The 22,721-nt window shown below is 57.3% G+C and carries 22 protein-coding genes; 10 read left to right on the forward strand and 12 right to left on the reverse strand.

The window, feature by feature from the left end:
* Position 1 precedes the first annotated feature (1 nt).
* Positions 2–1,030 (reverse strand): MoxR family ATPase, encoded by a 1,029-nt coding sequence (locus KP705_RS04855; RefSeq protein WP_211503296.1) that lies wholly within the window; start codon positions 1,028–1,030, stop codon positions 2–4.
* 94 nt (positions 1,031–1,124) lie between these two features.
* Between KP705_RS04855 and KP705_RS04860 the strand changes: the two genes are divergently transcribed.
* From KP705_RS04860 to KP705_RS04870, 3 genes are read left to right on the forward strand one after another with little or no spacing between them, the layout of a single operon-like run.
* Entirely contained in the window at positions 1,125–1,712 is a 588-nt protein-coding gene (locus KP705_RS04860) for a DUF1285 domain-containing protein (protein ID WP_215764114.1), read from the forward strand.
* Positions 1,709–2,914 (forward strand): CCA tRNA nucleotidyltransferase, encoded by a 1,206-nt coding sequence (locus KP705_RS04865; RefSeq protein ID WP_215764151.1) that lies wholly within the window; start codon positions 1,709–1,711, stop codon positions 2,912–2,914. The genes KP705_RS04860 and KP705_RS04865 overlap by 4 nt, the downstream gene beginning before the upstream one ends.
* A 56-nt stretch (positions 2,915–2,970) precedes the next feature.
* Complete coding sequence (locus KP705_RS04870; RefSeq protein WP_215764115.1) at positions 2,971–4,725, forward strand: ABC transporter ATP-binding protein; 1,755 nt, start codon at positions 2,971–2,973, stop codon at positions 4,723–4,725.
* Here KP705_RS04870 and KP705_RS04875 read toward each other — a convergent pair.
* The 6 genes from KP705_RS04875 to KP705_RS04900 form a co-directional block, all read right to left on the reverse strand.
* A complete protein-coding gene (locus KP705_RS04875) occupies positions 4,683–5,195 on the reverse strand; it encodes an RNA pyrophosphohydrolase (RefSeq protein WP_211513419.1) in 513 nt (170 codons plus the stop codon). The two genes, KP705_RS04870 and KP705_RS04875, sit on opposite strands and share 43 nt — an antisense overlap.
* The gene (locus KP705_RS19995; protein ID WP_215764116.1) at positions 5,192–6,295 is read right to left on the reverse strand and encodes a divergent polysaccharide deacetylase family protein; all 1,104 of its coding nucleotides are present in this window, start codon (positions 6,293–6,295) and stop codon (positions 5,192–5,194) included. The genes KP705_RS04875 and KP705_RS19995 overlap by 4 nt, the downstream gene beginning before the upstream one ends.
* Before the next feature lie 30 nt (positions 6,296–6,325).
* A complete protein-coding gene (locus KP705_RS04885) occupies positions 6,326–7,792 on the reverse strand; it encodes a S41 family peptidase (protein WP_099213195.1) in 1,467 nt (488 codons plus the stop codon).
* A 125-nt stretch (positions 7,793–7,917) separates the two neighbouring features.
* Positions 7,918–9,207, reverse strand: coding sequence for a murein hydrolase activator EnvC (locus KP705_RS04890; RefSeq protein ID WP_046901214.1), 1,290 nt, complete (start codon positions 9,205–9,207; stop codon positions 7,918–7,920).
* A complete protein-coding gene (gene gpmI / locus KP705_RS04895) occupies positions 9,194–10,732 on the reverse strand; it encodes a 2,3-bisphosphoglycerate-independent phosphoglycerate mutase (RefSeq protein WP_046901215.1) in 1,539 nt (512 codons plus the stop codon). The genes KP705_RS04890 and gpmI overlap by 14 nt, the downstream gene beginning before the upstream one ends.
* Before the next feature lie 123 nt (positions 10,733–10,855).
* Complete coding sequence (locus KP705_RS04900; RefSeq protein ID WP_046901216.1) at positions 10,856–11,047, reverse strand: CsbD family protein; 192 nt, start codon at positions 11,045–11,047, stop codon at positions 10,856–10,858.
* Positions 11,048–11,194: 147 nt separating this feature from the next.
* Here KP705_RS04900 and msrB point away from each other — a divergent pair, with 147 nt between their 5' ends.
* The 3 genes from msrB to KP705_RS04915 all read left to right on the forward strand — a co-directional run bounded on the left by msrB (position 11,195) and on the right by KP705_RS04915 (position 12,632).
* Positions 11,195–11,614: a peptide-methionine (R)-S-oxide reductase MsrB gene (msrB, locus tag KP705_RS04905; RefSeq protein WP_046901217.1), complete on the forward strand. Its 420-nt coding sequence runs from the start codon at positions 11,195–11,197 to the stop codon at positions 11,612–11,614.
* Positions 11,611–12,249 carry a uracil phosphoribosyltransferase gene (gene upp, locus KP705_RS04910; protein WP_046901218.1) on the forward strand — a complete coding sequence of 213 codons (639 nt, stop codon included), beginning with the start codon at positions 11,611–11,613 and terminating at the stop codon, positions 12,247–12,249. The genes msrB and upp overlap by 4 nt, the downstream gene beginning before the upstream one ends.
* A 95-nt stretch (positions 12,250–12,344) precedes the next feature.
* Complete coding sequence (locus KP705_RS04915; protein ID WP_046901219.1) at positions 12,345–12,632, forward strand: DUF1330 domain-containing protein; 288 nt, start codon at positions 12,345–12,347, stop codon at positions 12,630–12,632.
* A 72-nt stretch (positions 12,633–12,704) separates the two neighbouring features.
* Here the strand turns inward: KP705_RS04915 and KP705_RS04920 are convergent, their stop codons facing one another.
* Together KP705_RS04920 and greA are read right to left on the reverse strand one after the other, a co-directional pair.
* Positions 12,705–13,931 (reverse strand): threonine ammonia-lyase, encoded by a 1,227-nt coding sequence (locus tag KP705_RS04920; protein ID WP_046901220.1) that lies wholly within the window; start codon positions 13,929–13,931, stop codon positions 12,705–12,707.
* A complete protein-coding gene (greA, locus tag KP705_RS04925) occupies positions 13,931–14,404 on the reverse strand; it encodes a transcription elongation factor GreA (protein ID WP_046901221.1) in 474 nt (157 codons plus the stop codon). Before greA ends, KP705_RS04920 begins: the two co-directional genes overlap by 1 nt.
* 178 nt (positions 14,405–14,582) lie before the next feature.
* Here greA and KP705_RS04930 point away from each other — a divergent pair, with 178 nt between their 5' ends.
* On the forward strand, positions 14,583–15,128 hold the full coding sequence (locus tag KP705_RS04930; protein WP_215764117.1) for a hypothetical protein: 546 nt from the start codon (positions 14,583–14,585) through the stop codon (positions 15,126–15,128).
* Positions 15,128–15,334, forward strand: coding sequence for a helix-turn-helix transcriptional regulator (locus tag KP705_RS04935; RefSeq protein WP_046901223.1), 207 nt, complete (start codon positions 15,128–15,130; stop codon positions 15,332–15,334). Before KP705_RS04930 ends, KP705_RS04935 begins: the two co-directional genes overlap by 1 nt.
* Positions 15,335–15,385: 51 nt before the next feature.
* Here the strand turns inward: KP705_RS04935 and carB are convergent, their stop codons facing one another.
* A complete protein-coding gene (gene carB / locus KP705_RS04940) occupies positions 15,386–18,640 on the reverse strand; it encodes a carbamoyl-phosphate synthase large subunit (protein WP_215764118.1) in 3,255 nt (1,084 codons plus the stop codon).
* Positions 18,641–18,643: 3 nt separating this feature from the next.
* On the reverse strand, positions 18,644–20,005 hold the full coding sequence (gene carA, locus KP705_RS04945) for a glutamine-hydrolyzing carbamoyl-phosphate synthase small subunit (RefSeq protein WP_215764119.1): 1,362 nt from the start codon (positions 20,003–20,005) through the stop codon (positions 18,644–18,646).
* A gap of 242 nt (positions 20,006–20,247) precedes the next feature.
* Between carA and KP705_RS04950 the strand changes: the two genes are divergently transcribed.
* A complete protein-coding gene (locus tag KP705_RS04950) occupies positions 20,248–20,703 on the forward strand; it encodes a GatB/YqeY domain-containing protein (RefSeq protein WP_046901226.1) in 456 nt (151 codons plus the stop codon).
* Between the two features lie 149 nt (positions 20,704–20,852).
* Positions 20,853–21,809 (forward strand): cation diffusion facilitator family transporter, encoded by a 957-nt coding sequence (locus tag KP705_RS04955; RefSeq protein WP_215764120.1) that lies wholly within the window; start codon positions 20,853–20,855, stop codon positions 21,807–21,809.
* A gap of 9 nt (positions 21,810–21,818) precedes the next feature.
* Here KP705_RS04955 and KP705_RS04960 read toward each other — a convergent pair whose 3' ends face one another.
* Complete coding sequence (locus KP705_RS04960) at positions 21,819–22,709, reverse strand: alpha/beta fold hydrolase (protein WP_215764121.1); 891 nt, start codon at positions 22,707–22,709, stop codon at positions 21,819–21,821.
* Between the last annotated feature and the right edge of the window lie 12 nt (positions 22,710–22,721).

The following is a 22,721-nucleotide window of genomic DNA, read 5'->3' on the forward strand; positions in this document are numbered from 1 at the left end:
TTCAGAGAATCGTTTGAGCCTGTGCGCGGATCAGGGCTTCGACTGTTACGCCGGAGGCCCGCGCACCGAAGCCAAGACCGATACGGTGTGAGAGGACAGGTTCTGCCAGCGCGATGACATCATCTAGGCTGGGGGCAAGACGGCCGTTCAGCAGGGCGCGGGCACGGGTCGCAATCATCAGGGCCTGCGCGGCGCGAGGACCTGGGCCGAAAGAAACGGCATCCCGGACTTCGGAAGAAGCAGACGGGTCTTCTGGACGAAGGGCGCGCGTCAGGCTCAGGATTGCGTCAACGATTTTATCGCCAACAGGAAGCCGACGAACGAGGGCCTGTGCTGCCAGCAGGGATTCGGCGTTCAGAAGCATCGGTGCCTGTGCCGTTGTGGCGCCCGTTGTTTGCAGGAGCATCTGGCGCTCTGCGTCCCGGTTGGGGAAATCCAGCGGAATGCGAAGCATGAATCGATCGAGCTGGGCTTCTGGCAGCGGGTAGGTGCCTTCCTGCTCGATCGGGTTCTGTGTTGCGAGAACGTGGAAGGGGCTTGGAAGAATGTAATCCTTGCCACCCTGCGTAACGCGGTGCTCTGCCATGGCCTGCAACAGGGCTGACTGCGTGCGGGGGCTCGCGCGGTTGATTTCATCCGCCAGCACAAGCTGTCCGAAGATCGGGCCAGGAAGGAATCGGAACGCCCGCTGTCCATTGACGTCCTGATCCAGGATTTCAGCACCCGTGATGTCTGACGGCATCAGATCAGGCGTAAACTGGATACGCGTGGCATCCAGTCCCAGTACGCGTGAGGCCGTGTTGACGAGAAGGGTTTTGCCGAGGCCCGGCGCACCCATCAGAAGTGCGTGACCGCCAGACAGGATCGTGACGAGAACCTGCTCGATCACCCGGTCTTGTCCCAGCACGATACTGCCGATAGCTGTGTGGACATCGCGGAGAACAGGGGCCAGACGATCGGCCTCGGCCACATCTGCTTCGCCCCGGAGGGTTCCGGCGGAGGCGCCGGTAGAATAATGCTGCTCGCTCATATCACCAGTCTGACAGGTGTGGGGGTTTCATCAAGGCTCGATTGCACCCAACTTGGTGTGAGAAGAGAAGTTTTCATTTTAACCGGAGGGAAAATTGAGCGCTCATGATTGTCGGGATGTCTCCCCATCTGACGTTTTCCCCGCGACGGGATCTGCTGATGCGGCTCCAGCACCGGCTACCGGTGTCCGGAAAATTCCATTTCTGATTCGTCGGGATGGCACCTGGCTGTATCGGGGGGCTCCCGTGACGCGCAAGGCGATGCTTTGCATGTTTTCGTCCATGCTGACACGCGATAGCGAAGGCACGTACTGGCTGAAAACGCCCATGGAAAGCGGGGTTATTCAGGTCGAGGACGTCCCCTACATCGCCGTTGAAATGGACTTTCGGGGAAGCTGTGGGCGCCACCAGACGCTCTGTTTCCGCACCAATATGGACGAACTCGTTTGCGTGGGGCCGGAACACCCTATCGCGTGTGACTGGGACCGGCCGCTCGATGAGTGTGGCGCCATTCCTTACGTCCATTTGAGAAACGGGGAAGGTGATTTCCCGATCCAGGCGCGAATCAGCCGGTCCGTCCATTTTGAGCTCGCGGCTCTTGCCGTGCAGGGCCATGTTGAGGGTAAGCCGTGTCTGGGCGTCTGGAGTCAGGACTGTTTCTTCCCGTTATCCCGCCAGCCATGACGGAGACATCCGGACTTCTGGCCCGTCTGGACGACCGGAGTGGTCTGGATGTTCTGTGGAGGCTCCTGCCAGAGGCGCGCCTGGTGGGCGGGTCCGTCAGAGATCTGCTGCGCGGTGTCTCCGTGCACGATCTGGATATGGCAACGCCGGAGCCTCCTGAAATCGTACAGGACATTCTAGAGGCCGACGGAGTCCGGGTTATTCCGACCGGATTATCTCATGGCACTGTGACGGCTGTGATCCGGGGGGTGCCGTACGAAATTACAACCCTGCGACGTGACGAGCAGACAGATGGTCGGCATGCTGTTGTTGCCTGGACGCAAAGCTGGGAAGAAGACGCCGCACGCCGCGACTTTACCATCAACGCGATGTCTCTGGATCGGCATGATCGGCTGCATGACTATTTCCAGGGCAGCCAGGATCTTGAAGCCCATCACGTTCGATTTGTTGGAAACTCCGGGCGCCGCATTGAGGAAGATGCTTTGCGGGCGCTCAGATTTTTTCGCTTCGATGCGCGCTATGGCAGGGGAACACCCGATCATGAGGCTTGCACGGCGATCGCGGAACGGCTTGATCTGATTGATGGCTTGTCTGCCGAACGGATTGCCTCAGAACTCCTGCGGATTCTGACGGGACCAAGAATACAGGAAACGTTGCAGGCTATGCAGGACGTTGGCCTTTTGGCTCGGATTGTCCCTGCACCCAATCTGGTCCTGTTACAGCGGCTTCTGATGTGTGAAGCGCCAGAAGATCCAGTGTTGCGGCTATCGGCTCTCGGTCATGCGCAAGGTGAATTGTTGGCAGAGCGTCTAAGGCTCTCCAATGCGGATCGTGACCGGCTGCGTTTGTTTGATTCTGGTCAGCCAGATCTGGCACCCGCAATGTCTGCCGACGATATCCGGCGGGCACGTGTAGAACAAAACCTTTGTGTTTTGCTGGACAGAAGCTGGCTGTTGCAGGCTGCTCTCATTGGTGCCCCGAGCATTGAATGGAACAGGCTGCGAGATCGTCTGAAGCAGGAACCGCAACCTGTGTTCCCGCTTGGAGGCAAAGAGGCCAGAGACGCCGGGATTATGCCGGGCCCAGGTATGGGGCAGTGGTTGGCAAAGGGGCGTTTGTGGTGGATGAGCCATGGGTGCCTTCCGAGCCGAGAGGCGTGCATGGCGTATCTTCTGGATGAGATGGGCGACGCGTCAGAGTAGGCTCATGGCGTCGTCGCGGTTTCGTGCTTTTGCAGAGGCCTGCTAAACCCCCTCGAATGAGCAGAAAGACAGCCCTTGATACAGACAGCCAGATTCTGATTCGACGGATCTGGCGTGATGAAATGCGTCATCACGTGCGCCAGATTGGGAGCGTGGTTGTGCTGACAGTTCTGATGGCAGGACTGACGGCGCTCTATCCAGTGGTGATCAAACGCGCTGTAGACATGTTTGCGGCTCAGGACCCGCGTATTCTTTACCAGGTGCCGGCACTCGTTGTGATTGTGACCACTCTCAAGGCTGCCTCCCAATATGGGCAGACAATTGCCGTTCAGGGGCTGGTACTAACTGTTATCCGTGGGCTTCAGTCGCGGATGTTCGCACATGCCCTGCAAACAGACATTTCGCGCATTGAGCGCGAAGCGCCTGCTCAGTGGGCCGCACGTTTCACGACAGACGCTGTTTCGATCCGTGAAGCCATGGTTCGGGTCGTGAATGCGCTGGGCGACGCTGTTACTGTGGTCGGGCTTGTAGCAGCCATGATCTGGGCTGACTGGGAGCTTAGCCTGATTGCTCTGGTGCTTTATCCCGTCGCAGCAGTGCCAATTCAGAAGCTTGGTAAAAAGGTTCGTCGGGCTTCGGGGGGAATGCAGGAGCAGATTGGCGAGACTTCTGCGCTCCTCAATGAGAGCTTTGCCCTGGCGCGTCAGGTGCGCATTTACCGGATGGAAAGTCGGGAAAGCGAGCGCGTCGATCATTCTCTGGATCTGTTGCACACTGCTTTTCTGCGGATTGCGAAGGGACGTGCACGCGTCGATCCCGTTCTGGAAGTTCTGGGTGGAACAGCTGTCGCCGTTGTGCTGGGCTTCGCGGGGTGGCGTGCCGCAATGGGTGGCGCCACGCTTGGCGATTTCACAGCTTTCATCACAGCGCTGCTGACCGCGGCGCGCCCCATTCGGGCTCTGGGCTCTCTCAATACGGCGATGCAGGAGGGATTGGCCGGACTGTCTCGTGTCTTTGCAGTGATTGATGAGCCTCCTGCGGTTGTCGAACGGACGGACGCGCTGGCGGTCCCAACTGGGACAGGGCATCTGGTTTTCGAAGAGGCGTCCTACGAATACGAAGATGGGCGTGTCGGACTGGCCGGTCTGACCTTGGATGTTCAACCAGGGCAAACAGTCGCGCTTGTGGGCCCTAGTGGTGCGGGAAAATCAACTGCACTTTCCCTAATCCCACGTCTGCATGACGTGACGGCAGGGCGTATTCTGCTGGAGGGCGTAGATATCCGGGATGTGCGCGTATCGTCCCTGCGTGATGCGATTGCGTATGTCAGTCAGGACACGACGCTTTTCGATATGTCTCTCATGGAGAATATCTGGATTGGCCGTCCGGATGCGAGCAGGGAAGAAGTCGAGAACGCCTGTCGGATGGCGGCCGTTGATTTTCTCGGTAATCTTCCACATGGACTGGAAACGCGTGTTGGGCCGGGGGGACGGCGCCTTTCAGGGGGACAGCGACAGCGTGTTGCTCTCGCGCGGGCTCTTCTGCGTAACCCGCGCGTGCTGTTGCTGGACGAAGCAACAAGTGCGCTGGATTCCGAGAGTGAATCTCGTGTTCAGGAAGCTCTCGGTACGCTTCGCACAGGTCGCACCACTGTTATTGTGGCGCACCGACTTTCAACTGTGCAGGCTGCCGACGTTATCGTTGTGATGGATGGAGGCAAGGCCGTTGAATCTGGGTCTCATGCTGAGCTGCTCAAGAAGAACGGCCTCTACGCCCGATTGGTCCGAAGCCAGTCTCTTGAAGCGGCCTGATAGAGGTTTTTGAGTTCAGGCAGGAGCGTTTCATAAAGCTCTCGCTTGAACCCCAGATTGCGCTGAAGAAGATCCTCAGGGGCAATCCATTCCCATGTATCGAACTCGGGCGGGAGATGAAGATCCAGACGGATATCCCCGTCCTCCCCATCAAATCCGAGAACGAACCATTTCTGTGTCTGGCCTCTAAATTTTCCGCCTAGCGCACGACCAATCAGGGGGGCAGGAAGATCGTAGGACAGCCAGTCTGGCCGTTCCGCGAGCAGTGTCGCCTTCGTGCACCCAGTTTCTTCTTCAAGTTCACGGAAGGCCGCAGTTCGCGGGTCTTCTCCGTCATCAATACCCCCCTGGGGACATTGCCAGATATCCCCAGGAAGATCGGCGCGACGGGCGACGAAGAGCTCTCCATGACGATTGAACAACGCCACGCCAACATTGGGGCGGTAGGGCAGGTCTAAAAAATCGGTCATAGGGGTGCCGTCTGGATGTTTGTTGACTGGATGGATGCCTGATGATCCGTCGTGCCGTTATCGGCAAGTGCGGAGGGTGGGACCAGAATGAAACGCTCTGCCGCCGGGCTTTTCAACCATGCTTCAAGGCGGTCGATTGCGACGGGTGTCAGCGGCCCCATCATCAACAGAACATGGGTGGGCTTGGCCCCCTCCGGGACTAGGGCGGAAAATTCTGTGTCAAGCGTTTTGGCATCTGTGTCACCATTGATCCACGTGGACGCTGTCATACCCCGGATACGACGGTCTTCCTGCGAGGATCTGCTGATGTACAGAAAGCCACGGCTGGAAATCATATCTGCAAGAGATTGAAATGCAGGCGTAGTTGCGTAGCCGTCTGCCGGTTGGCTGTCTCCGGCTTCGGAAGCATCTGTTAGACCTGTGGCTCCTTTAGCCTGCGAGAGGCACCAGTCCAGTTCCTGTCGGTCTTCCGCTTCCGAATTGCCGTAGCCTAACGCATGAGGGCCTTCGTCAACCTGCTCTGGATGAGCGCTTTGCATGGGGAGTGTGACATAAATTTCGCGATGGGCAGCGTGTGCTCGGGACAGGACGTCTGTCAGGTTGCCAAGATAGGGTGACACACCGACAGCAACAGGCTCAGGGATACGGGAAAGGACGTCATATGTCATGGCGTCTGAATACCCGAAACCTTCGAGCACGATGGCCACAACGCTTTTGCCCGAAGCTGTAATTGTTGTCAGATCAGTATGGGCTGTCTGCGCAATCGGGGGCGGCATTTCCGACGTTTTTATAGCTGATGCAGATTGCACTGGTAAGGCCGATGAATTTGCGTTGAGAGCAGCTTTGGAATTCTGATTTACCGGCGTAGCCGGGGGGGATGTCTTTTCACCGGAAGCAGTGTTTTCTGGCGGGTGTGACGGTATCGCCAGAGTAGTTTCGGTTTTTTGTGGTGGCACGTCAGCAGGTGTATGATGCCGAAGCATCAGGGCTGCTGACGTGCCACCAACCAAGACGACACCCCAGAACACGATCAGAAGACGCCCGATAACGGGGAGGCGGCTCCAGAGCCCAGAGCGGGATGAAGCGGGACGGTTCTGCACGGTCTGGGCTGTCCTGTATCGTTTTACGGGTTAGTGCGTCGGCGCCGGTGCAGGGGCGGCCTTTTTGTCTGCTGGAGGCGCTTTGACTTCCGTAGCCTGCTCCACTGCGGGTGCAGGATTGGAAATTCCAGCCATGGCGTTGACGACCTTGATGGCCTGCTGCAGCTGGAAGTCCGTTGCCGGTTTGGTCAGATCAAATTTCGGCCAGTCTGCCGGCGGAGCTTTCGGAATGGACTTTGAGATCGGGGGCAGGTCAGTCCGAGGCGTTTCTGCTGTTCGGTTTCCACCAACATTGGTCAGAATGTGGGACAGGTCTGCTTCCCGATAACCATAGGCGTCATCGTCCTTGGTTTCCGCAACGGGGATGTCAGGCGTGATGCCCAGTCCCTGGATGGAACGGCCAGATGGCGTGTAATAACGCGCCGTTGTCAGGCGAACAGCACCCTGATCTCCAATAGGAATCAGCGTTTGGACAGACCCCTTACCAAACGTCTTTTCACCCAGAATGACAGCCCGACGATGGTCTTTCAGCGCTCCGGCCACGATTTCACTGGCAGACGCAGAGCCGCCATTGGTCAGGACGACAATCGGGAGGCCATTTGTGATGTCCGTGCCGCGCGCATCCCAGCGCTGGTTGTTTTCAGCATGCCGCCCGCGGATGGAGACGATTTCTCCTTCCTTAATGAAGTCATCAGAGACGGCAATAGCCTGATCGAGCTTGCCTCCCGGATTGGACCGCAGATCAAGGATGATACCTGTCAGCTTGTGGGCTGGACTCTTGGCAGCTTCAGCTTTCAGCTTGTCAAAAGCGGCATGCATTGCGCCTTCGAGATCATCGTCGAACTCTGTCAGGCGAATATATGCAGTGCTGCCGTACAGAGCGGACCTTACGATCTGGACGTGAACGATTTCGCGCTTCATGTCGAACGTGAGTGTCTTGCCCGTTTTCGGGCGAACCACGGTCAGGCTGATGGATGTTCCCGGATCGCCGCGCATCTTGCGAACAGCTTGATCGAGCGTCAGGCCATCAATGCTTTTGTGATCCACCATGGTGATGAAATCACCAGTCTGAATACCAGCCCGTGCGGCGGGCGTGCCATCAATTGGAGACACAACGCGCACATGGCCGGATTCAGCCTGCACCTGAAGGCCCAGACCGCCGAACTTGCCGGAAATCTCGGTCTGCATGTCCTTGAATTGGGCGGCGGTCATGTAAGACGAGTGGGGATCAAGTTCGCCAACCATGCCGTCCAGGGCATTGTTGATGAGGTCTTTGTCCGTCACGGGATGGACGTATTCGGCTTTCACGACATCCATGACCGTGCCGAGCAGGGTCAGGAGGCGAACGGTTTCAGCGCTGTTGTCGTGAGAGACGTCGCGAGCGATGGCGGCGGTGGGGAAACTGCCAGCGGACCCGACGAGACGCAGTGCGCCCGGTCCGACAGCCAGTCCGGCCAGAAAGGCGGTGCCCAGCAACAGGCCAGTACGGAACTTCATGTGATCTCCATCCTCGGGAACGGGCGTGCTTCCGGCGTCTCTTGCAGTGTGTGAACTAGCGCGAAACGGGTTGCCGAAATGTTAAGACGTGATCTTACAGTGTCCTGCCCTGTCAGAAAACAGGGTCACAGAAACGGAGCAGGGCTGACGATCTGGGCGCCGTGGCGCAATTGGACAAAGAGCAGCCCTTCAGCAGACGGCATTTGCCCGAGTGCGGCAGCTTTCCTGACACTTTGCCCGCTGGAGACACCCAATGACCCCAGCCCAGAGAGAACAAAGCGGTAATTCTGTCCGCAATCCAGAATCAACATCTGTCCAAAAGAGCGGAACGGACCGGAAAAGACGATTCGGCCACTGCACGGAGCTTGAACGGATGCAGAAGGTGCGGCGGCATAGGTGATGCCTGTTGACGGACCGGCTTCCGTATCCTGTCCCCACCGAACCGCAATACGCCCGGTTACAGGTGCGTGGCCGCTCCCGGAAGAAACACCATTCCCGGCGGAAAGAGCTTTGACCTGAGCACGGGCTTTGCGCGCCTGTTCCATCTGATGGCTCTTTGCGAGCGCACGGGCTTCGGCTTCCAGTGTTGCCTTGGCCTGAGCTTCCTGTCGGGCGATTGCGTCGATTTCCGCGGAAAGGTCGGCAGACGCCTTCATGGCTTCGGCAACTGCTGATTTCGCACGGCGTGCGGCCTGGTCCGAGACGTTTTCCTGCTTGGCCGCAATCCGGGTTCTGGCGGCCGCGATATCACGTTGATGCGTCTGTGACTGAAGGAGGCCATCGAGCTCTTTCTGGCGGGCTTCCAGAGTGGCCCCGATTTCCTGAAGCTCATCTTCCTTCGTTTGCAAGTTTGCAGCCCGCTGCTGGGTCAGGCGGGAGAAACCTCCTAAAATGGAAAGTGCGGTAATGCTCTCAGTTGCAGTCGTCGGGGAGGCTAGCAGAGCAGCATCGGGCGCTATCGAAAGTCTCGCTGCAACGGGCAGGAGCGGTTGGAGCGCTTGGTTTTCGTGGGCGATATCCTGCCGCACGTTTGCTTGCCGACTGGTGAGATCTGCGATTTCGGTATTTAAAGCCGCGATACGGGAACGCGTGGTCTGTACCATGGTCTGGGCCGTATGGGTTTGAGCGGCCAATGCATCTTTGCGCGCGCTATCCTGCAGGGCCTTTTGCTGTGCGGCAACTGCAGCAGCCTGTCTGGCACGGAGTGTGGCGGCTTCCTGGGCCTGCTGTGTCTCAAGCGCTTTCCGGGCAGCCTGAGCTCGGGCGAGTGCTTGTTGTCCCGCGCTCAGGGCATGCGCCGGGTGGGCGTGGGCAGTGGTATGATGCCCATGAGGCGTGGACGCAGTCGCGGCCACCAGCAATGGCGAGAACGCCAAAACCAGTGGCAGAACGACGGCTGGGTCAGGCGTTTTCAAGCAGGGAGACGCCTGTCATCGCTGGGGGCTGAGCAAGACCCAGAAGTGCCAGAAGCGTCGGGGCCAGGTCTGCCAGACGTCCGTCGTGAATCGTTTTGCCATCAGCATGGGCGAGAATGACCGGAACGACGTTGAGGGTGTGGGCCGTATGAACGCCGCCCGTCTCAGGGTCGCGCATGGTTTCGCAGTTTCCGTGATCGGCGGTGACAATCAGTGTGCCACCTGCGCGGACAAGTGCGTCATTGATGCGGCCCAGCCCCTGATCCACGGTTTCGCAGGCCTTGATGGCAGCGGGCAGGGAGCCTGTGTGGCCAACCATATCCGGGTTTGCGAAGTTCAGAATGATCATGTCGAAGCGGCCGGAATCAATGGCTTCTACGGCACGATCTGTCAGCTCAGGAGCGGACATTTCTGGTTGCAGGTCATAAGTGGCGACTTTGGGAGACGGCACGAGAATGCGCTCTTCGCCCTGAAGCTGAACCTCGCGACCACCATTCAGGAAGTATGTGACATGAGGGAATTTCTCAGTTTCGGCCATACGAAGCTGAGTTTTGTTAGCCTTGGCCACAACCTCACCCAGAAGATCTTCCAAAGGAATTTTTGGGAACAGGACTGTCATGTAGGGCGATAGGTGATCCGAGTAGCGCGTCATGCCGCTAATGGCAGCAAACTTGATGCGGCGGCCACTGTCGTATCCATCGAAGTCTGGAGCCACGAGAACGTCCAGCAACTGACGGATACGATCGGCACGGAAATTACAGGAGAGAATGCCGTCGCCATCCTTCATGCCTGCATACTGTCCGAGTACGGTTGGAAGAACGAACTCGTCTCCCTTGTCTTCCGCATAGCTGGCTTTGAGTACAGAAAGGGCGTTATCTGCGTGAGGGCCTTGGCCATCACGGATCGCATCAACGGCCAGCTTGACGCGCTCCCAACGGCGATCGCGGTCCATGGCGTAGTAGCGGCCACTGATCGTGGCGACCTGTACGGTCTCTGGCAGGTCTCGAAGGAGCGCCGAGATGAATTCCTCGCCGGAGCGCGGGGGAGTATCACGGCCGTCACTGAAGATGTGTAGAGCGACAGGCACTCCTGCTGCGCTGACGATTTTTGCGAGCGCCAGAATATGGTCCTGGTGTGCATGAACACCGCCGGGAGAGACGAGGCCCATCAGGTGGCAGGTTCCGCCTGAAACCTTCAGCGCATGAATATATTCTTTGAGGGCTGTATTCTCGGCGAGCGAACCGTCACGGGCACTGCGGGAAATGCGAGGCAGTTCCTGCATCACGACCCGGCCTGCACCAATATTCAGATGGCCGACTTCGGAGTTTCCCATCTGGCCTTCAGGAAGTCCGACATCTTCTCCGCATGTTTTAAGGAAAGCATGCGGGTTATTCGCCCAAAGTCCGTCAAACGTTGGGGTGTTTGCCAGTCTTACCGCGTTATCGGAGTTTTCTTCACGCCAGCCGAACCCGTCCAGAATGACAAGCATGACAGGGCGGCGTGGAGAAGAAGCGGTATGGGACATGATTGGACTTCCTGTCTCGCATTAAGGAGGAAAAGACTGTTGGGCATTATGCCACCTCTCCTCCAAAATGCGAACGCCCGCCAGATGGCGGGCGTTACAGGTGACATGACAGTCGCGTGAGCGTCAGATCTTGTCGATGCCGCCTTTGACGGCGTCCTTGACGTCACCCTTGGCGGTCTGGGCCTGTCCCTTTAGATTTTGGACAACGCCTTCACCTTCAAGCTTTTCATCGTCGGTGACACGACCAACTTCTTCCTTGATCTTGCCGACGACTTTGTTGGTGGCGCCTTTGATCTTGTCTTCAATGGAGCTCATGACATTACCTCCTGAAACAGGGTTGCCGAACATAAACGGCTGGTGAGACAGGAAGTTTCGTGTCTTGCGCTCAGATATGCGTGACAAAGCCGCGTGTGGCTTCCATATATCCAAGACTGAAAACCTCAGATTTTCTGGAGATTGACCATGACCCAAAGCTGCGGTCCCGTTTCGGGAACCAATAGCGGGGGGTGTGGCGTCGGCCTTACGCCGGAACAGCGCCGTATCCTGCTCGAGCATGGCACCGAATATCCCGGTTCCAGCCCGCTGAATGATGAAAAGCGGGCGGGAATTTATGCCTGCGCAGGATGTGGGCGTGAACTTTTTTCATCCTCCACGAAATACGAAAGTGGAAGTGGCTGGCCGTCTTTTTTCGCGCCTTTGGAAAACGGTGTCGGGACGACGCAGGATGCCAGCCACGGAATGGTTCGGACGGAAGTGCACTGTGCGGGTTGTCATGGGCATCTGGGGCATGTTTTTCCTGATGGGCCACCGCCCACAGGCTTACGGTATTGCATGAACGGTCTGGCACTCGATTTTCGCCCGGCCGAAGGAGAAAAAGCATGAGTCAGGCGCTGCCGCCTATCGTTCTCACCCATCCGCTGGTGCGCCACAAGCTGACCCGTCTGCGTGATAAGAATACGTCTACAGCAGGCTTTCGTCGGCTGACCCGTGAGCTCAGTCTGCTTCTGGCCTATGAAGCAACGCGCGGGCTTTCTCTGGCATCTCGCCATATCGAAGCCCCGAGCGGGCCAATGGAAGGTGAGGAACTGGACGGCAAGAAGCTCTGCTTCGTCTCCATTCTACGCGCCGGAAACGGCCTTCTGGACGGAATGCTGGATCTGGTTCCGTCTGCGCGTGTGGGACATATTGGTCTGCGCCGCGACCATGAAACGCTGGAAGTCAGCGAATACTATTTCAATATGCCAAGCGACGTTCCCGGGCGGACATGTATTGTTCTGGACCCGATGCTCGCCACGGGACATTCCGCTGCCGCGGCTGTTGCGCGTGTCAAGGAAGCCGGTGCAATTTCACCTGTTTTCGCCTGCCTGCTCGCGGCACCGGAAGGCATTGATTACATGACGAAGCTGCACCCTGATGTGCAGATCGTAACGTGTTGCGTGGATCAAAAGCTTGATGAACACGGATACATCGTCCCTGGTCTGGGCGATGCCGGCGATCGTCTTTTCGGTACGCGCTAAAAGAGATCGAATGTTCAGCACACGCGCTTGTGTGCTGAACAATCAGCCGTTTTGTGGCCGGTTATGCATCACCCCCGTTCAGGAGATGAAATGCCATGACTGCTTACGCTATTTTCATTCGTGACAAATTGACCGACCCAGCCGAATTTGAGGCTTACTCAAATGGTGTTGGCGAAACCTTCAAAGGGCATCCTGCCAAAATTCTTGCTGCCTATGGAAAGCAGGAAAAACTAGAAGGTATCGAGCCAGATGGTGTCGTTGTTATTGAATTTCCGGATATTGCTGCTGCCCGGGCCTGGTATGACAGCCCAGCCTATCAAACGGTCGCGAAGCATCGCTGGAAAGCCGCTTCTTACAACGTGGTGATTGTAGAAGGCGTCTGAATTTCGGAAATTAGATTGCAATTGCCTTGTGTTCGACGCTGGGAGACCAGTTCGAACACAAGGTATGCAGTATCAGTCCCGTCGAACGATGTAATGACGGGCAAGATCGGTTTCGATCTGCGTGGCGTGCTGAGTGTCACGGGCTTCGATCATCACAACCAACTCGGCTGTCTGAACCGACGGCGAAGCAAAAAGGCGATGATGGGACACCTCGATGATGTTTCCGCCGTAGTTGCCAATACGCGCGGAAATGTCAGCCAGCATTCCAGGGCGGTCGGGAATTTGGAAGATCAGGCGAAGAATTCTTCCGTCCCGGAGGAGGGAGCGAAGGATCGTATTGGCCAGAATACGAGCATTGATATTGCCACCCGACAAGGGAAGGGCAACCTTGCGGCCCTTGAACATCTCAGGGTTGGCCAGAACCGCAGCCAGACCCGTCGCGCCAGCGCCTTCGCAGACCTGCTTGGCCTTTTCCGCCAGCGTCGTGATAGCGCTTTCGACCTGAAGTTCATTCACTACAAGAATTTTGGAAATCCGGTGACGAAATGCCCTGAGGCAATGATCGCCCAACTGCGTCACGGCAATGCCTTCAGCAATTGTCGAGCCACCGAGAGTGGCGCCACCTTCGGTCGGAAATGCGGCTAGAGAGGCATAAGCCTCGACCTGAACGCCAATGATTTCCACATCGGGGCGAAGTGCAGCCATGACGGTTGCAAAACCACCGATCAGGCCGCCGCCGCCGACAGGGACGACGACCGTATCAATATCGGGCGCATCTTCGAGAAGCTCGAGTGCCGCAGTCCCCTGGCCTGCAATGACGGCAGGGTCATTGAACGGATGGACGAGGACCCGGCCTTCTTTATTCTGAATCTCTTCCGCCGTGACGCATGCAGCAGCAAAGTCGTCACCTGCGAGGACAACATTTGCTCCCCATGCCTGCGTCGCTGCAACTTTGGTTGCTGGCGTAAAGCGGGGCATGACGATCGTGGCATCAATGCCAAGGAGGCTGGCCTGACGAGCCACACCCTGTGCGTGATTGCCTGCCGAGACTGTAATAACGCCGCGGGCGCGTTCCTTGGGCGTCAGGAGCGCCATTTTGTTGGCTGCTCCCCGTTCCTTGAACGAGCCGATAGCCTGAAGATTTTCAAGCTTGAGCGTAATTTCAGCACCTGTCAGGCGGGAAAGGGCCGGGCAGGCAATCGTCGGCGTTCGAACTACCGTGGACGCAATACGCTTCTGAGCGTTTTCGATGTCCAGGAGGGTCACGACAGGGGCGACGGACGTCAGGACGTCAGACATTAGCGGTATGTGACTTTCAGGATCTCGTAGCTGCGGTCACCACCGGGAGCGGGAACGGAGATGGTGTCGCCCACATCTTTGCCAATCAGCGCCTTCGCCAAAGGAGACGAGATTGAAATCAGGCCCTGCTTGATGTCGGCTTCATGGACGCCAACGATCTGATAGGCATTTTCCTTGTCAGTCTCTTCGTCCACGACTTCGATGTGTGCACCGAAACGCACTCTCGTGCCGGTCAGGGTCGAGGGGTCAATGACTTCTGCCGAGGAGATGATGCTTTCCAGTTCAAGCACGCGGCCTTCAATAAAGGACTGGCGGTCTCGGGCAGCATGATATTCGGCGTTTTCGGAAAGGTCGCCATGTTCGCGGGCTTCTGCGATGGCACGAATGACTGCAGGGCGGTCAACGCTCTTGAGGGTACGCAGTTCGTCTTCAAGACGCTGCAGTCCCTTTGCGGTCATGGGGATCTTCTGCACTCTGAAATCCTCGGAAAAGCGTGACTGAAATTGAATGAACAGCCTGACAACATAGGATTTTAGGGGGGTTTATGCAAGGTGGCGCATTTTTGTTTATCGAAAAGCAATAAATTTTCTAGCGAAACGAAATGAAACATATTATTGAAAGACGATAAATTCATTGTCAGGGTGGGTAGGAATGATTGCAGGTACGCGTAAGGGCAGGACAGAGACAAAAATCGACTATGCATTGACCCTGCTCAAGCTGTTCCGACTTCTCCTGTGGCTTCCTATTGGCTTTTTCGGGCTGAGTACGTTCGGTATTATTTTTATTGTAGTTTTTGATCATTTCCCTTTGGAAAATTCTCTTGGGTATACGAAAGAAGATGTATGCTGGAGTTTTATACTTATTGCCGAAGTGGTAATAGTATACTCCTGTTTGGAAGTAATATTCAGAATTTTGTCCGAAATTTTAGTGAGTTTGATGCAGGGAAAAATTTTTACAAAAGAGAATGTGAAAAGAGCATATAAAATTTTATTTCTCGGGTTTGTTTATGATTTTCTTATTCCGTTAACGAATTACATCCATGACGTTTGTAATTTGCCAGGGTTGAGTTTTACAAATTGGTTTGGATACTTTTTTGAGTTTCTGTCAGACGTGCCTGAAGCGATCATCCTGTTTGCTGTTGTGTGGCTTTTCGATTTAGGAACCCAGCTTCAGTCCGAAATGGATGAGGTCATTTAATGCCGGTTCAGGTCAGTCTGGATGCACTGCTGAAAGAGCGCGGTATGTCGCTTACGGAGCTGTCAGAGAAGGTTGGCCTGACTCTCGCCAATCTTTCAATTCTCAAGACTGGTAAGGCAAAGGCAATCCGGTTTTCCACGCTTGAGGCGCTCTGCCATGTGCTGGAGTGTCAGCCGGGAGATCTTCTGCGCTATTCCAACGATTGAATACAAAAAAGCCCGCCAGATTGCTCTGACGGGCTTCTTTGCTGGAAGGGCTTAGAACTCGCCCTTGAAGTAGGACTGAAGCGGAGCGACGCCGAGGTCGCCTTCCTTAAGAACCGCGATGGCGTAGGTTGCCGCACGGGCACCGGCAATCGTGGTGTAGTGCGGGATGCCCATGGTCAGAGCGCCGCGACGGATATCGTAGCTGTCACGTGCGGCCTGGCCACCCTGCGATGTGTTGATGACCATTTGAACGTCACCCGAGCGGATGGCATCTACGCAGTTCGGACGGCCCTGCATGACTTTGTTCACGCGCTTGACCGGAATGTTAGCCGCTTCCAGGCGTGAAGCTGTTCCGCTGGTTGCAAGAACGGTGAACCCCATTTCAACCAGTTTGCGGGCTAGCGGCTGAACATGTCCCTTGTCGCTGTCACGAACGGACAGGAAGACCGTTCCAGCCAGTGGCAGTTTTACGCCGGCAGCAAGCTGAGACTTCGCAAAGGCACGCTCGAAGCTGGAATCCAGCCCCATGACTTCACCCGTGGAGCGCATTTCCGGGCCGAGGATCGTGTCTGCGTTTGCAAAGCGATGGAACGGGAAGACGGCTTCCTTGACTGCAACGTGCGGGGAGACCGCTCCGCCATCCAGACGGAACTCGGACAGGCGTGCGCCAGCCATGACGCGAGCGCCGATCTTGGCAACCGGAACGCCTGTTGCCTTGGCAACAAACGGTACCGTACGAGACGCGCGTGGGTTCACTTCCAGAACGAAAACTTCCTGGTCCTTGATGGCGTACTGCACATTCATCAGGCCGCGGATGCCAAGCTCACGAGCCATGGCTTCCGTCTGGGAGCGGAGTTCCGTCACCAGTGCCGGGGAGAGCGTGTAGGGTGGCAGTGAGCAGGCAGAGTCACCGGAATGGATACCAGCTTCCTCAATGTGTTCCATGACGCCGGCGACATAGACGTTTTCGCCGTCCGAAATGCAGTCCACATCGGCTTCAATGGCATCGTTCAGGTAGTGATCGAGCAAGACCGGCCCGGTGGAAACTTCGGGGCCAGCAGCGCGCAGAACCGTATTCAGGTAATGCTTCAGGCCTGCGTTATCATAGACGATTTCCATGGCACGGCCGCCCAGAACGTAGGACGGACGAGCAACGACCGGGTATCCGACCTCTTCGGCCACTTTCTCGGCCTCTGCCGGATTGCGGGCAATGCCGTTACGTGGCTGGCGAAGACCCAGCTTGCGCAGCATGGTCTGGAAGCGTTCACGGTCTTCCGCGCGATCAATAGCGTCAGCCGGGGTGCCGAGGAGCGGAATGCCTGCTTCTTCAAGTGCACGGGACAGCTTGAGAGGGGTTTGGCCACCGTACTGAACGATGCAGCCCAAAACCTTGCCGCCCTTCGCTTCCGTGCGGATCAGAGCAATGACGTCTTCCGCAGTCAGTGGTTCGAAGTACAGACGATCGGATGTGTCGTAATCGGTGGAAACCGTTTCCGGGTTGCAGTTGACCATGACCGTTTCGAAACCGGCTTCACGCAGGGCGTAAGCGGCATGAACGCAGCAGTAATCGAACTCGATGCCCTGACCAATCCGGTTTGGTCCGCCGCCCAGAATGATGATCTTGTCGCGGTTGGTCGGGCGGCTTTCGCATTCCGGCGTGCCGTATCCGCCTTCATAGGTGGAATAGAGATACGGAGTGTCAGAAGCGAATTCTGCGGCGCAGGTATCGATGCGGCGATAGACGGGCACGACTTCAAGAGCTTCGCGCTGTGCTGCGACGTCCGGAATGCTCTGGCCTGACAGGCGTGCAAGCTGGGCGTCAGAGAAGCCCTGAGCCTTCAGGCGGCGCATGCCGTAGGCATCTTTTGGCAGGCCATTCTTTTCCACATCCCGCTCAGAAGACACGATGTCTTCAAGCTGGCGCAGGAACCAGGGTTCGAACTTGCAGGCCTGTTGGATCTCTTCGACCGTCAGACCGGCGCGCAAGGCCTGTGTGGCCATCAGAATGCGTTCCGGGCGTGGTTCTGCAAGAGCGGCCAGATAGGCGTCTTTCGAACCATCGCCGGGTGCTTCAACCGGGTCCAGCCCCATCAGGCCCGTCTCCATGGAGCGGAAGCCCTTCTGGATTGCTTCGGCAAAAGAGCGACCCACGGACATGGCTTCGCCGACCGACTTCATGGACGTGGAAAGCAGGGCCGGGGAGCCCGGGAACTTCTCGAAGGTGAAGCGGGGGATCTTGGCGACGACATAGTCGATCGTCGGCTCAAAGGAGGCCGGGGTCGTCTTGGTGATGTCGTTCTTGAGTTCGTCCAGCGTGTAACCAACGGCCAGCTTGGCGGCGATCTTGGCGATCGGGAAGCCGGTGGCCTTGGAGGCGAGGGCAGACGAGCGGGAAACGCGCGGGTTCATCTCGATGACGACCAGGCGGCCGTCCTTCGGATTGACGCCGAACTGTACGTTGGATCCGCCGGTCTCGACGCCGATCTTGCGCAGGCACGCGATCGAGGCGTCCCGCATGCGCTGATATTCCTTGTCGGTCAGCGTCAGAGCCGGCGCGACGGTGATGGAGTCACCGGTATGCACGCCCATCGGGTCGATGTTTTCGATGGAGCAGATAATGATGCAGTTATCCGCGGTGTCGCGGACGACTTCCATCTCGTACTCTTTCCAGCCCAGAACAGACTCTTCGATGAGCACTTCCGTTGTGGGAGAGGCATCAAGGCCGCCTGCAACGATCTGGTCGAACTCTTCGCGATTATACGCGATGCCGCCACCCGCGCCGCCCATTGTGAAAGACGGGCGAATGATGGCAGGCAGGCCGACATCAGCCAGTGCTGCGCGGGCTTCTTCCAGCGTATGGGCAATGGTGCTGCGGGGGCTTTCGATCCCAATCTCATCCATGGCTTCGCGGAACTTCTGGCGGTCTTCCGCGCGGTCGATGACTTCCGCATCTGCGCCGATCAGTTCCACGTTGTGCGTCTTGAGGAAGCCGGACTTGTCGAGCGCCATGGCGGCGTTCAGGGCTGTTTGGCCGCCCATGGTCGGCAGAACGGCGTCGGGCTTTTCCTTAAGGATGATGCGCTCGACGAATTCCGGCGTGATGGGTTCGATGTAGGTCGCGTCCGCCAGGCCCGGATCAGTCATGATCGTCGCTGGGTTGGAGTTGATGAGGATGACGCGATAGCCTTCCTCACGCAGGGCCTTGCAGGCCTGTGCGCCGGAGTAATCGAATTCGCAGGCCTGCCCGATAACGATCGGGCCTGCGCCGATGATCAGGATGGACTTGATGTCTGTCCGTTTTGGCATGGCTCAGGCTCCTGCTTTAGCGCGACGGTCCATGACCGCGACGAAACGCTCAAAAAGATAGAAACTGTCAGACGGGCCAGGGCTGGCCTCGGGATGGTACTGAACGGAGAAGGCGTCCTTCGTGGTGGAGGCAATGCCTTCGTTGGAGCCATCGAACAGGCTCACATGCGTCACCTTCACATCCGCAGGCAGGGACTTCTCGTCCACGGCGAAGCCATGGTTCTGGCTGGTGATTTCGACGCGGCCGCTCTCAATGTCCTTGACCGGCTGGTTGGCACCGCGATGGCCGCGATCCAGCTTGTAGGTCTTTCCGCCGAGGGCCTGTGCAAGAAGCTGATGGCCAAGGCAGATGCCGAAAACTGGCACGTTGGCGTCCAGAACGCTCTTGATAGCCGGGACGGCATACGTGCCAGTAGCTGCCGGGTCGCCCGGGCCATTGGAGAGGAACACGCCTTCGGGCTTCAGTTCCAAGATTTCCTCGGCCGTAGCGGTCGCGGGCAGAACCGTGACGTCACAACCGGCGGTCACGAGGCAGCGCAGGATGTTGTCCTTGGCGCCGTAATCCATGGCGACCACGCGGCGGCGGTTCTCGGTACGGGCCGGGCGGGTGCTTTCCCACACGCCTTCCGTCCAGACGCGCTTTGGCTGCGTGACCTCTTTGGCAAGATCCATGCCTTCGAGCCCAGGCCACTGACGCGCGCGGTTCAATAGGCTGTCCGTGTCGATCCGACCATTCGCCGGGAAGGCAAGGATGGCGGTCTGTGGGCCATTGTCACGCAGGGAGCGTGTAACTGCACGGGTGTCGACGCCGCTGATGCCAGCGCGGCCGTGCTGCTTCAGCCATCCGTCGAGGGATTCTGTGGAGCGCCAGCTTGCCGGAGCGGTGATGTCTTCCTTCACGACGGCGCCAAGAGCAGCCATTTTGGGCGCTTCATTGTCGTCCGTGTTCGTGCCGACATTGCCAATATGCGGGAACGTGAAGGTGACGATTTGCCCGGCGAAAGACGGGTCTGTCAGGGTTTCCTGATAACCGGTCATGCCGGTGGAGAAGCAGAGTTCACCGACGGCGCCATCGGTGTGGGCACCGAAGCCTCGGCCCCACAGGACCGTGCCATCTGCAAGGACAAGGGCGGCATTGGCGCCGGCAGGGCAGGAATTGGACACGTCCGTCTCTCTTTCTTGCGGGGTTTCAGCAGAAGTTAGGTCCTGGAGTTCGATTCCGGGAACGCGCAGTAGGGCGGGCCAGTGCTTGGTCGGCACGGTTCGCGACTGACGCCACTTTCGTACGGCTTCAAGGCCGACACCAGCCAGCGCAGCGATTTCTTCCGCGCCACCAGCTTTTTCAATGATTCTGTCGATGTCCATGGTCGCCCGTTCCTGGCTCCGCGTTCATTTTCCCGTCTGATAGGCGATCGAACCGGAAATGGGAAGTTTTTTCCCAATGAGTTTTTATGTCTGTGGAATGGTATGGGAAAAAACTTCCCTACACCTTGTGACGATGCTGGAAAGAGCTGTGCTTTCCATTGTTGGGGGGAGGCTTTTATGCGATTTTGCCGCCATTGACTGAACAGGGGCTTTTCAGGCCCCGCGCAAACAGGAGAAGACGCATGTCGCTTCGCACGCAGATCATGGATGACCTCAAAACAGCAATGAAGGCTGGTCAGTCTGAGAAGGTGGCGCAGATCCGTGGCATCACGGCGAAGCTGAAAGATCTTGAAGTTGCTGCTCGCGCCAAGACAGGGGAAGTGACGGAAGCAGAGATTATTTCTGCTCTGCGCTCCATGATCAAGTCCCGTACTGAATCCGCAACGATGTATCGTGAAGGTGGCCGTCCGGAACTGGCGGAAAAGGAAGAGGGTGAGATCGCGACGATCAAGGCCTACCTGCCGCCGGAACTCGATGAGGCAACTCTGAAGTCTGCCATTGATGAAGCCGCCACTGCTGTAGGTGCGGAAAGCATGAAAGACATGGGCAAGGTTATGGCAGCGCTGAAAGAGCGTTTTGGTGCCGATCTGGATCCGGCCAAGGCCAGTGCACTTGTGAAGGCACGTCTGTCTGCCTGAAGCGGGCTAGCCATCGTCGCTTGAAGACGGCCGTCCCTTGTGGGCGGCCTTTTTTATGTTGGGGTCATGAACCCAAGAAAGCCCGCAAAGTTTGACTTAGGTTATCTGAGGTCCCCAATCTGGCCTTTGCTTACGGAAATGAGGGCTTCATGTCTGCTGGTGGTTCAACAAAAGTCGTTTTCATCGCGCTGGGTGTCAATTTCGGCATTGCCTGCGTGAAAGGCATGGCTGCCCTTCTAACTGGCTCTGCTGCGATGTTGGCTGAGACGGTTCATTCCTTTGTGGACTGCGGAAACCAGATCCTGTTGTTGGTGGGCATGAAGCGGTCCGCGGCTCCGGCAACAAAAGAGCATCCGCTGGGCTACCATCGTGAACTATATTTCTGGACGATGGTTGTGGCTGGCGCGCTGTTCGTAGGCGGCGGCGTCGCGTCTCTTTATGAAGGCTGGGAGAAGGTCATGCATCCGGCGGAAATGCAGCCGGTGAACCTTCTGGGTCATGTCTTTCCGGGATGGTGGATGAACGTGGCCATTCTCGCGATTTCCGGCAGCATGGAAGGGTATGGGTTCGTTGCTGCGGTGAAATCCCTGCCACGTAGTGAGGGGGTTTCATTGTGGAGAATGATTCGCCGGAGTGCCGATCCCGGTTTGTTTGTCGTGTTGTTTGAGGATGGGGCCGCGCTGGTCAGTCTGGTGATTGCGCTGGTGTTTACAGTGCTTTCCGTAGTGACAGGTCTGCACGTTCTGGATGGAATTGCATCGCTGCTGATTGGTGTCGTGCTGGTTGTGGTGGCAGCATTGCTGACCAATGAGACGCGCTCTCTTCTTGTGGGTGAGAGTAATCCGGAAATTGATGCCTTTGTGCGCGCTGAAGCACGGAAATTGCCCGGTGTTGTCGGGATCAATGAGGTTGTGACGGAGACCCGAGGCCCCGAGAGCATTATCGTTCTGCTGTCTCTGGACTGGGATGACGCGATCTCAGCCGGAGACGTAGAGCGGGGAGTTTCGATGCTGGAGAAAATAACCCGCACGCGATACCCCGCTGTATTGCGGATGTATGTTGAGGCGCAGGACAAGAGGGACGGAATTCCGGCCCCTCTGACCTGATGGCGAATACTACTTCGCCGCTAGGAACGGCTCGACGGCTTTAAGAAAAGCCTCGGGTCGCTCAATGCTGGGGGCATGCCCTGATTGAGGAATGACCGTCAGGTGCGCTCCGGGAATTTTTGCAGCAAAATCGTGGCCGTCGGCCAGTGGAATGACCTGGTCATTCTGTCCCCAGATCACGAGCGTGGGAACATGAATGGCCTTCATGCTGTCATCGAGAAAGGTGTCTGGCGCATTGGCATTTCTGGCGAAGCTCTCCTGCGTGTATTGCGCACCTTCGGCCAGTCGGGTTCGGAATGTTGCCTGAACCAGTTCATCTGTAATGAGGGCTTTATTGTAAAACAGCCATCTTAACCCCGTGCGAATGCCAGCAAATGAAACTGGCCCGAACAGGGGAAGGCCGTGCTCGATGAGGGACTTGTGTCCAGCGGCATCGCTCAGGACGAGCCGTAGAGGCATGGCCATGGAGGAATTCTGTGCCGCTTCGATTGTGTAAAGTCCCGCAATCCAGCCGCCAAGGGATTCTCCAGCGAGCATGAAGTGCGTGATGTGGCGTGCTTTCAGGAAGCCATCCAGCATGTCCACCCATGTCTGAATTCCGTAGGCGATCAGCGGCTTTTCCGAAGCACCAAAGCCGAGCTGATCCATGGCGATGACATGATAATGCCGGGACAGTTCAGGGATGACTTTGCCCCAGTCCATTGTGGCGCTGCTTCCGAGGCCATGGACCAGCACAAGGTCCGGACCTGTACCCGCTTCCAGGAAACGGATCTGCTGACCGTGAACGGAGACACTTTGCAGGGGCGGGAGAGTTTGCGCCTGGCCGTGACTGGGGATGCATGCTGAGCCGAGCGTGGATGCGAGCACGGCGGTTCGAAGTGTTTTGGACAGTCGTTTCATGGCGGCCGAGCC

The organism is Gluconobacter sp. P1D12_c (assembly GCF_018812105.1).
Lineage (GTDB): Bacteria > Pseudomonadota > Alphaproteobacteria > Acetobacterales > Acetobacteraceae > Gluconobacter > Gluconobacter oxydans_A.

Coding starts and splice junctions, on each gene's coding strand:
- KP705_RS04920 (WP_046901220.1), bottom strand. CDS start 13,931: ATGTCTGACGTCCTGACGTCCGTCGCCCCTGTCGTGACCCTCCTGGAC.
- msrB (WP_046901217.1), top strand. CDS start 11,195: ATGACCCAAAGCTGCGGTCCCGTTTCGGGAACCAATAGCGGGGGGTGT.
- KP705_RS04885 (WP_099213195.1), bottom strand. CDS start 7,792: ATGAAGTTCCGTACTGGCCTGTTGCTGGGCACCGCCTTTCTGGCCGGA.
- gpmI (WP_046901215.1), bottom strand. CDS start 10,732: ATGTCCCATACCGCTTCTTCTCCACGCCGCCCTGTCATGCTTGTCATT.
- KP705_RS04915 (WP_046901219.1), top strand. CDS start 12,345: ATGACTGCTTACGCTATTTTCATTCGTGACAAATTGACCGACCCAGCC.
- upp (WP_046901218.1), top strand. CDS start 11,611: ATGAGTCAGGCGCTGCCGCCTATCGTTCTCACCCATCCGCTGGTGCGC.
- carA (WP_215764119.1), bottom strand. CDS start 20,005: ATGGACATCGACAGAATCATTGAAAAAGCTGGTGGCGCGGAAGAAATC.
- KP705_RS04950 (WP_046901226.1), top strand. CDS start 20,248: ATGTCGCTTCGCACGCAGATCATGGATGACCTCAAAACAGCAATGAAG.
- KP705_RS04960 (WP_215764121.1), bottom strand. CDS start 22,709: ATGAAACGACTGTCCAAAACACTTCGAACCGCCGTGCTCGCATCCACG.
- carB (WP_215764118.1), bottom strand. CDS start 18,640: ATGCCAAAACGGACAGACATCAAGTCCATCCTGATCATCGGCGCAGGC.
- KP705_RS04865 (WP_215764151.1), top strand. CDS start 1,709: ATGACGGAGACATCCGGACTTCTGGCCCGTCTGGACGACCGGAGTGGT.
- KP705_RS04955 (WP_215764120.1), top strand. CDS start 20,853: ATGTCTGCTGGTGGTTCAACAAAAGTCGTTTTCATCGCGCTGGGTGTC.
- KP705_RS04935 (WP_046901223.1), top strand. CDS start 15,128: ATGCCGGTTCAGGTCAGTCTGGATGCACTGCTGAAAGAGCGCGGTATG.
- KP705_RS04875 (WP_211513419.1), bottom strand. CDS start 5,195: ATGACCGATTTTTTAGACCTGCCCTACCGCCCCAATGTTGGCGTGGCG.
- KP705_RS04870 (WP_215764115.1), top strand. CDS start 2,971: ATGAGCAGAAAGACAGCCCTTGATACAGACAGCCAGATTCTGATTCGA.
- KP705_RS04900 (WP_046901216.1), bottom strand. CDS start 11,047: ATGAGCTCCATTGAAGACAAGATCAAAGGCGCCACCAACAAAGTCGTC.
- KP705_RS04855 (WP_211503296.1), bottom strand. CDS start 1,030: ATGAGCGAGCAGCATTATTCTACCGGCGCCTCCGCCGGAACCCTCCGG.
- KP705_RS04930 (WP_215764117.1), top strand. CDS start 14,583: ATGATTGCAGGTACGCGTAAGGGCAGGACAGAGACAAAAATCGACTAT.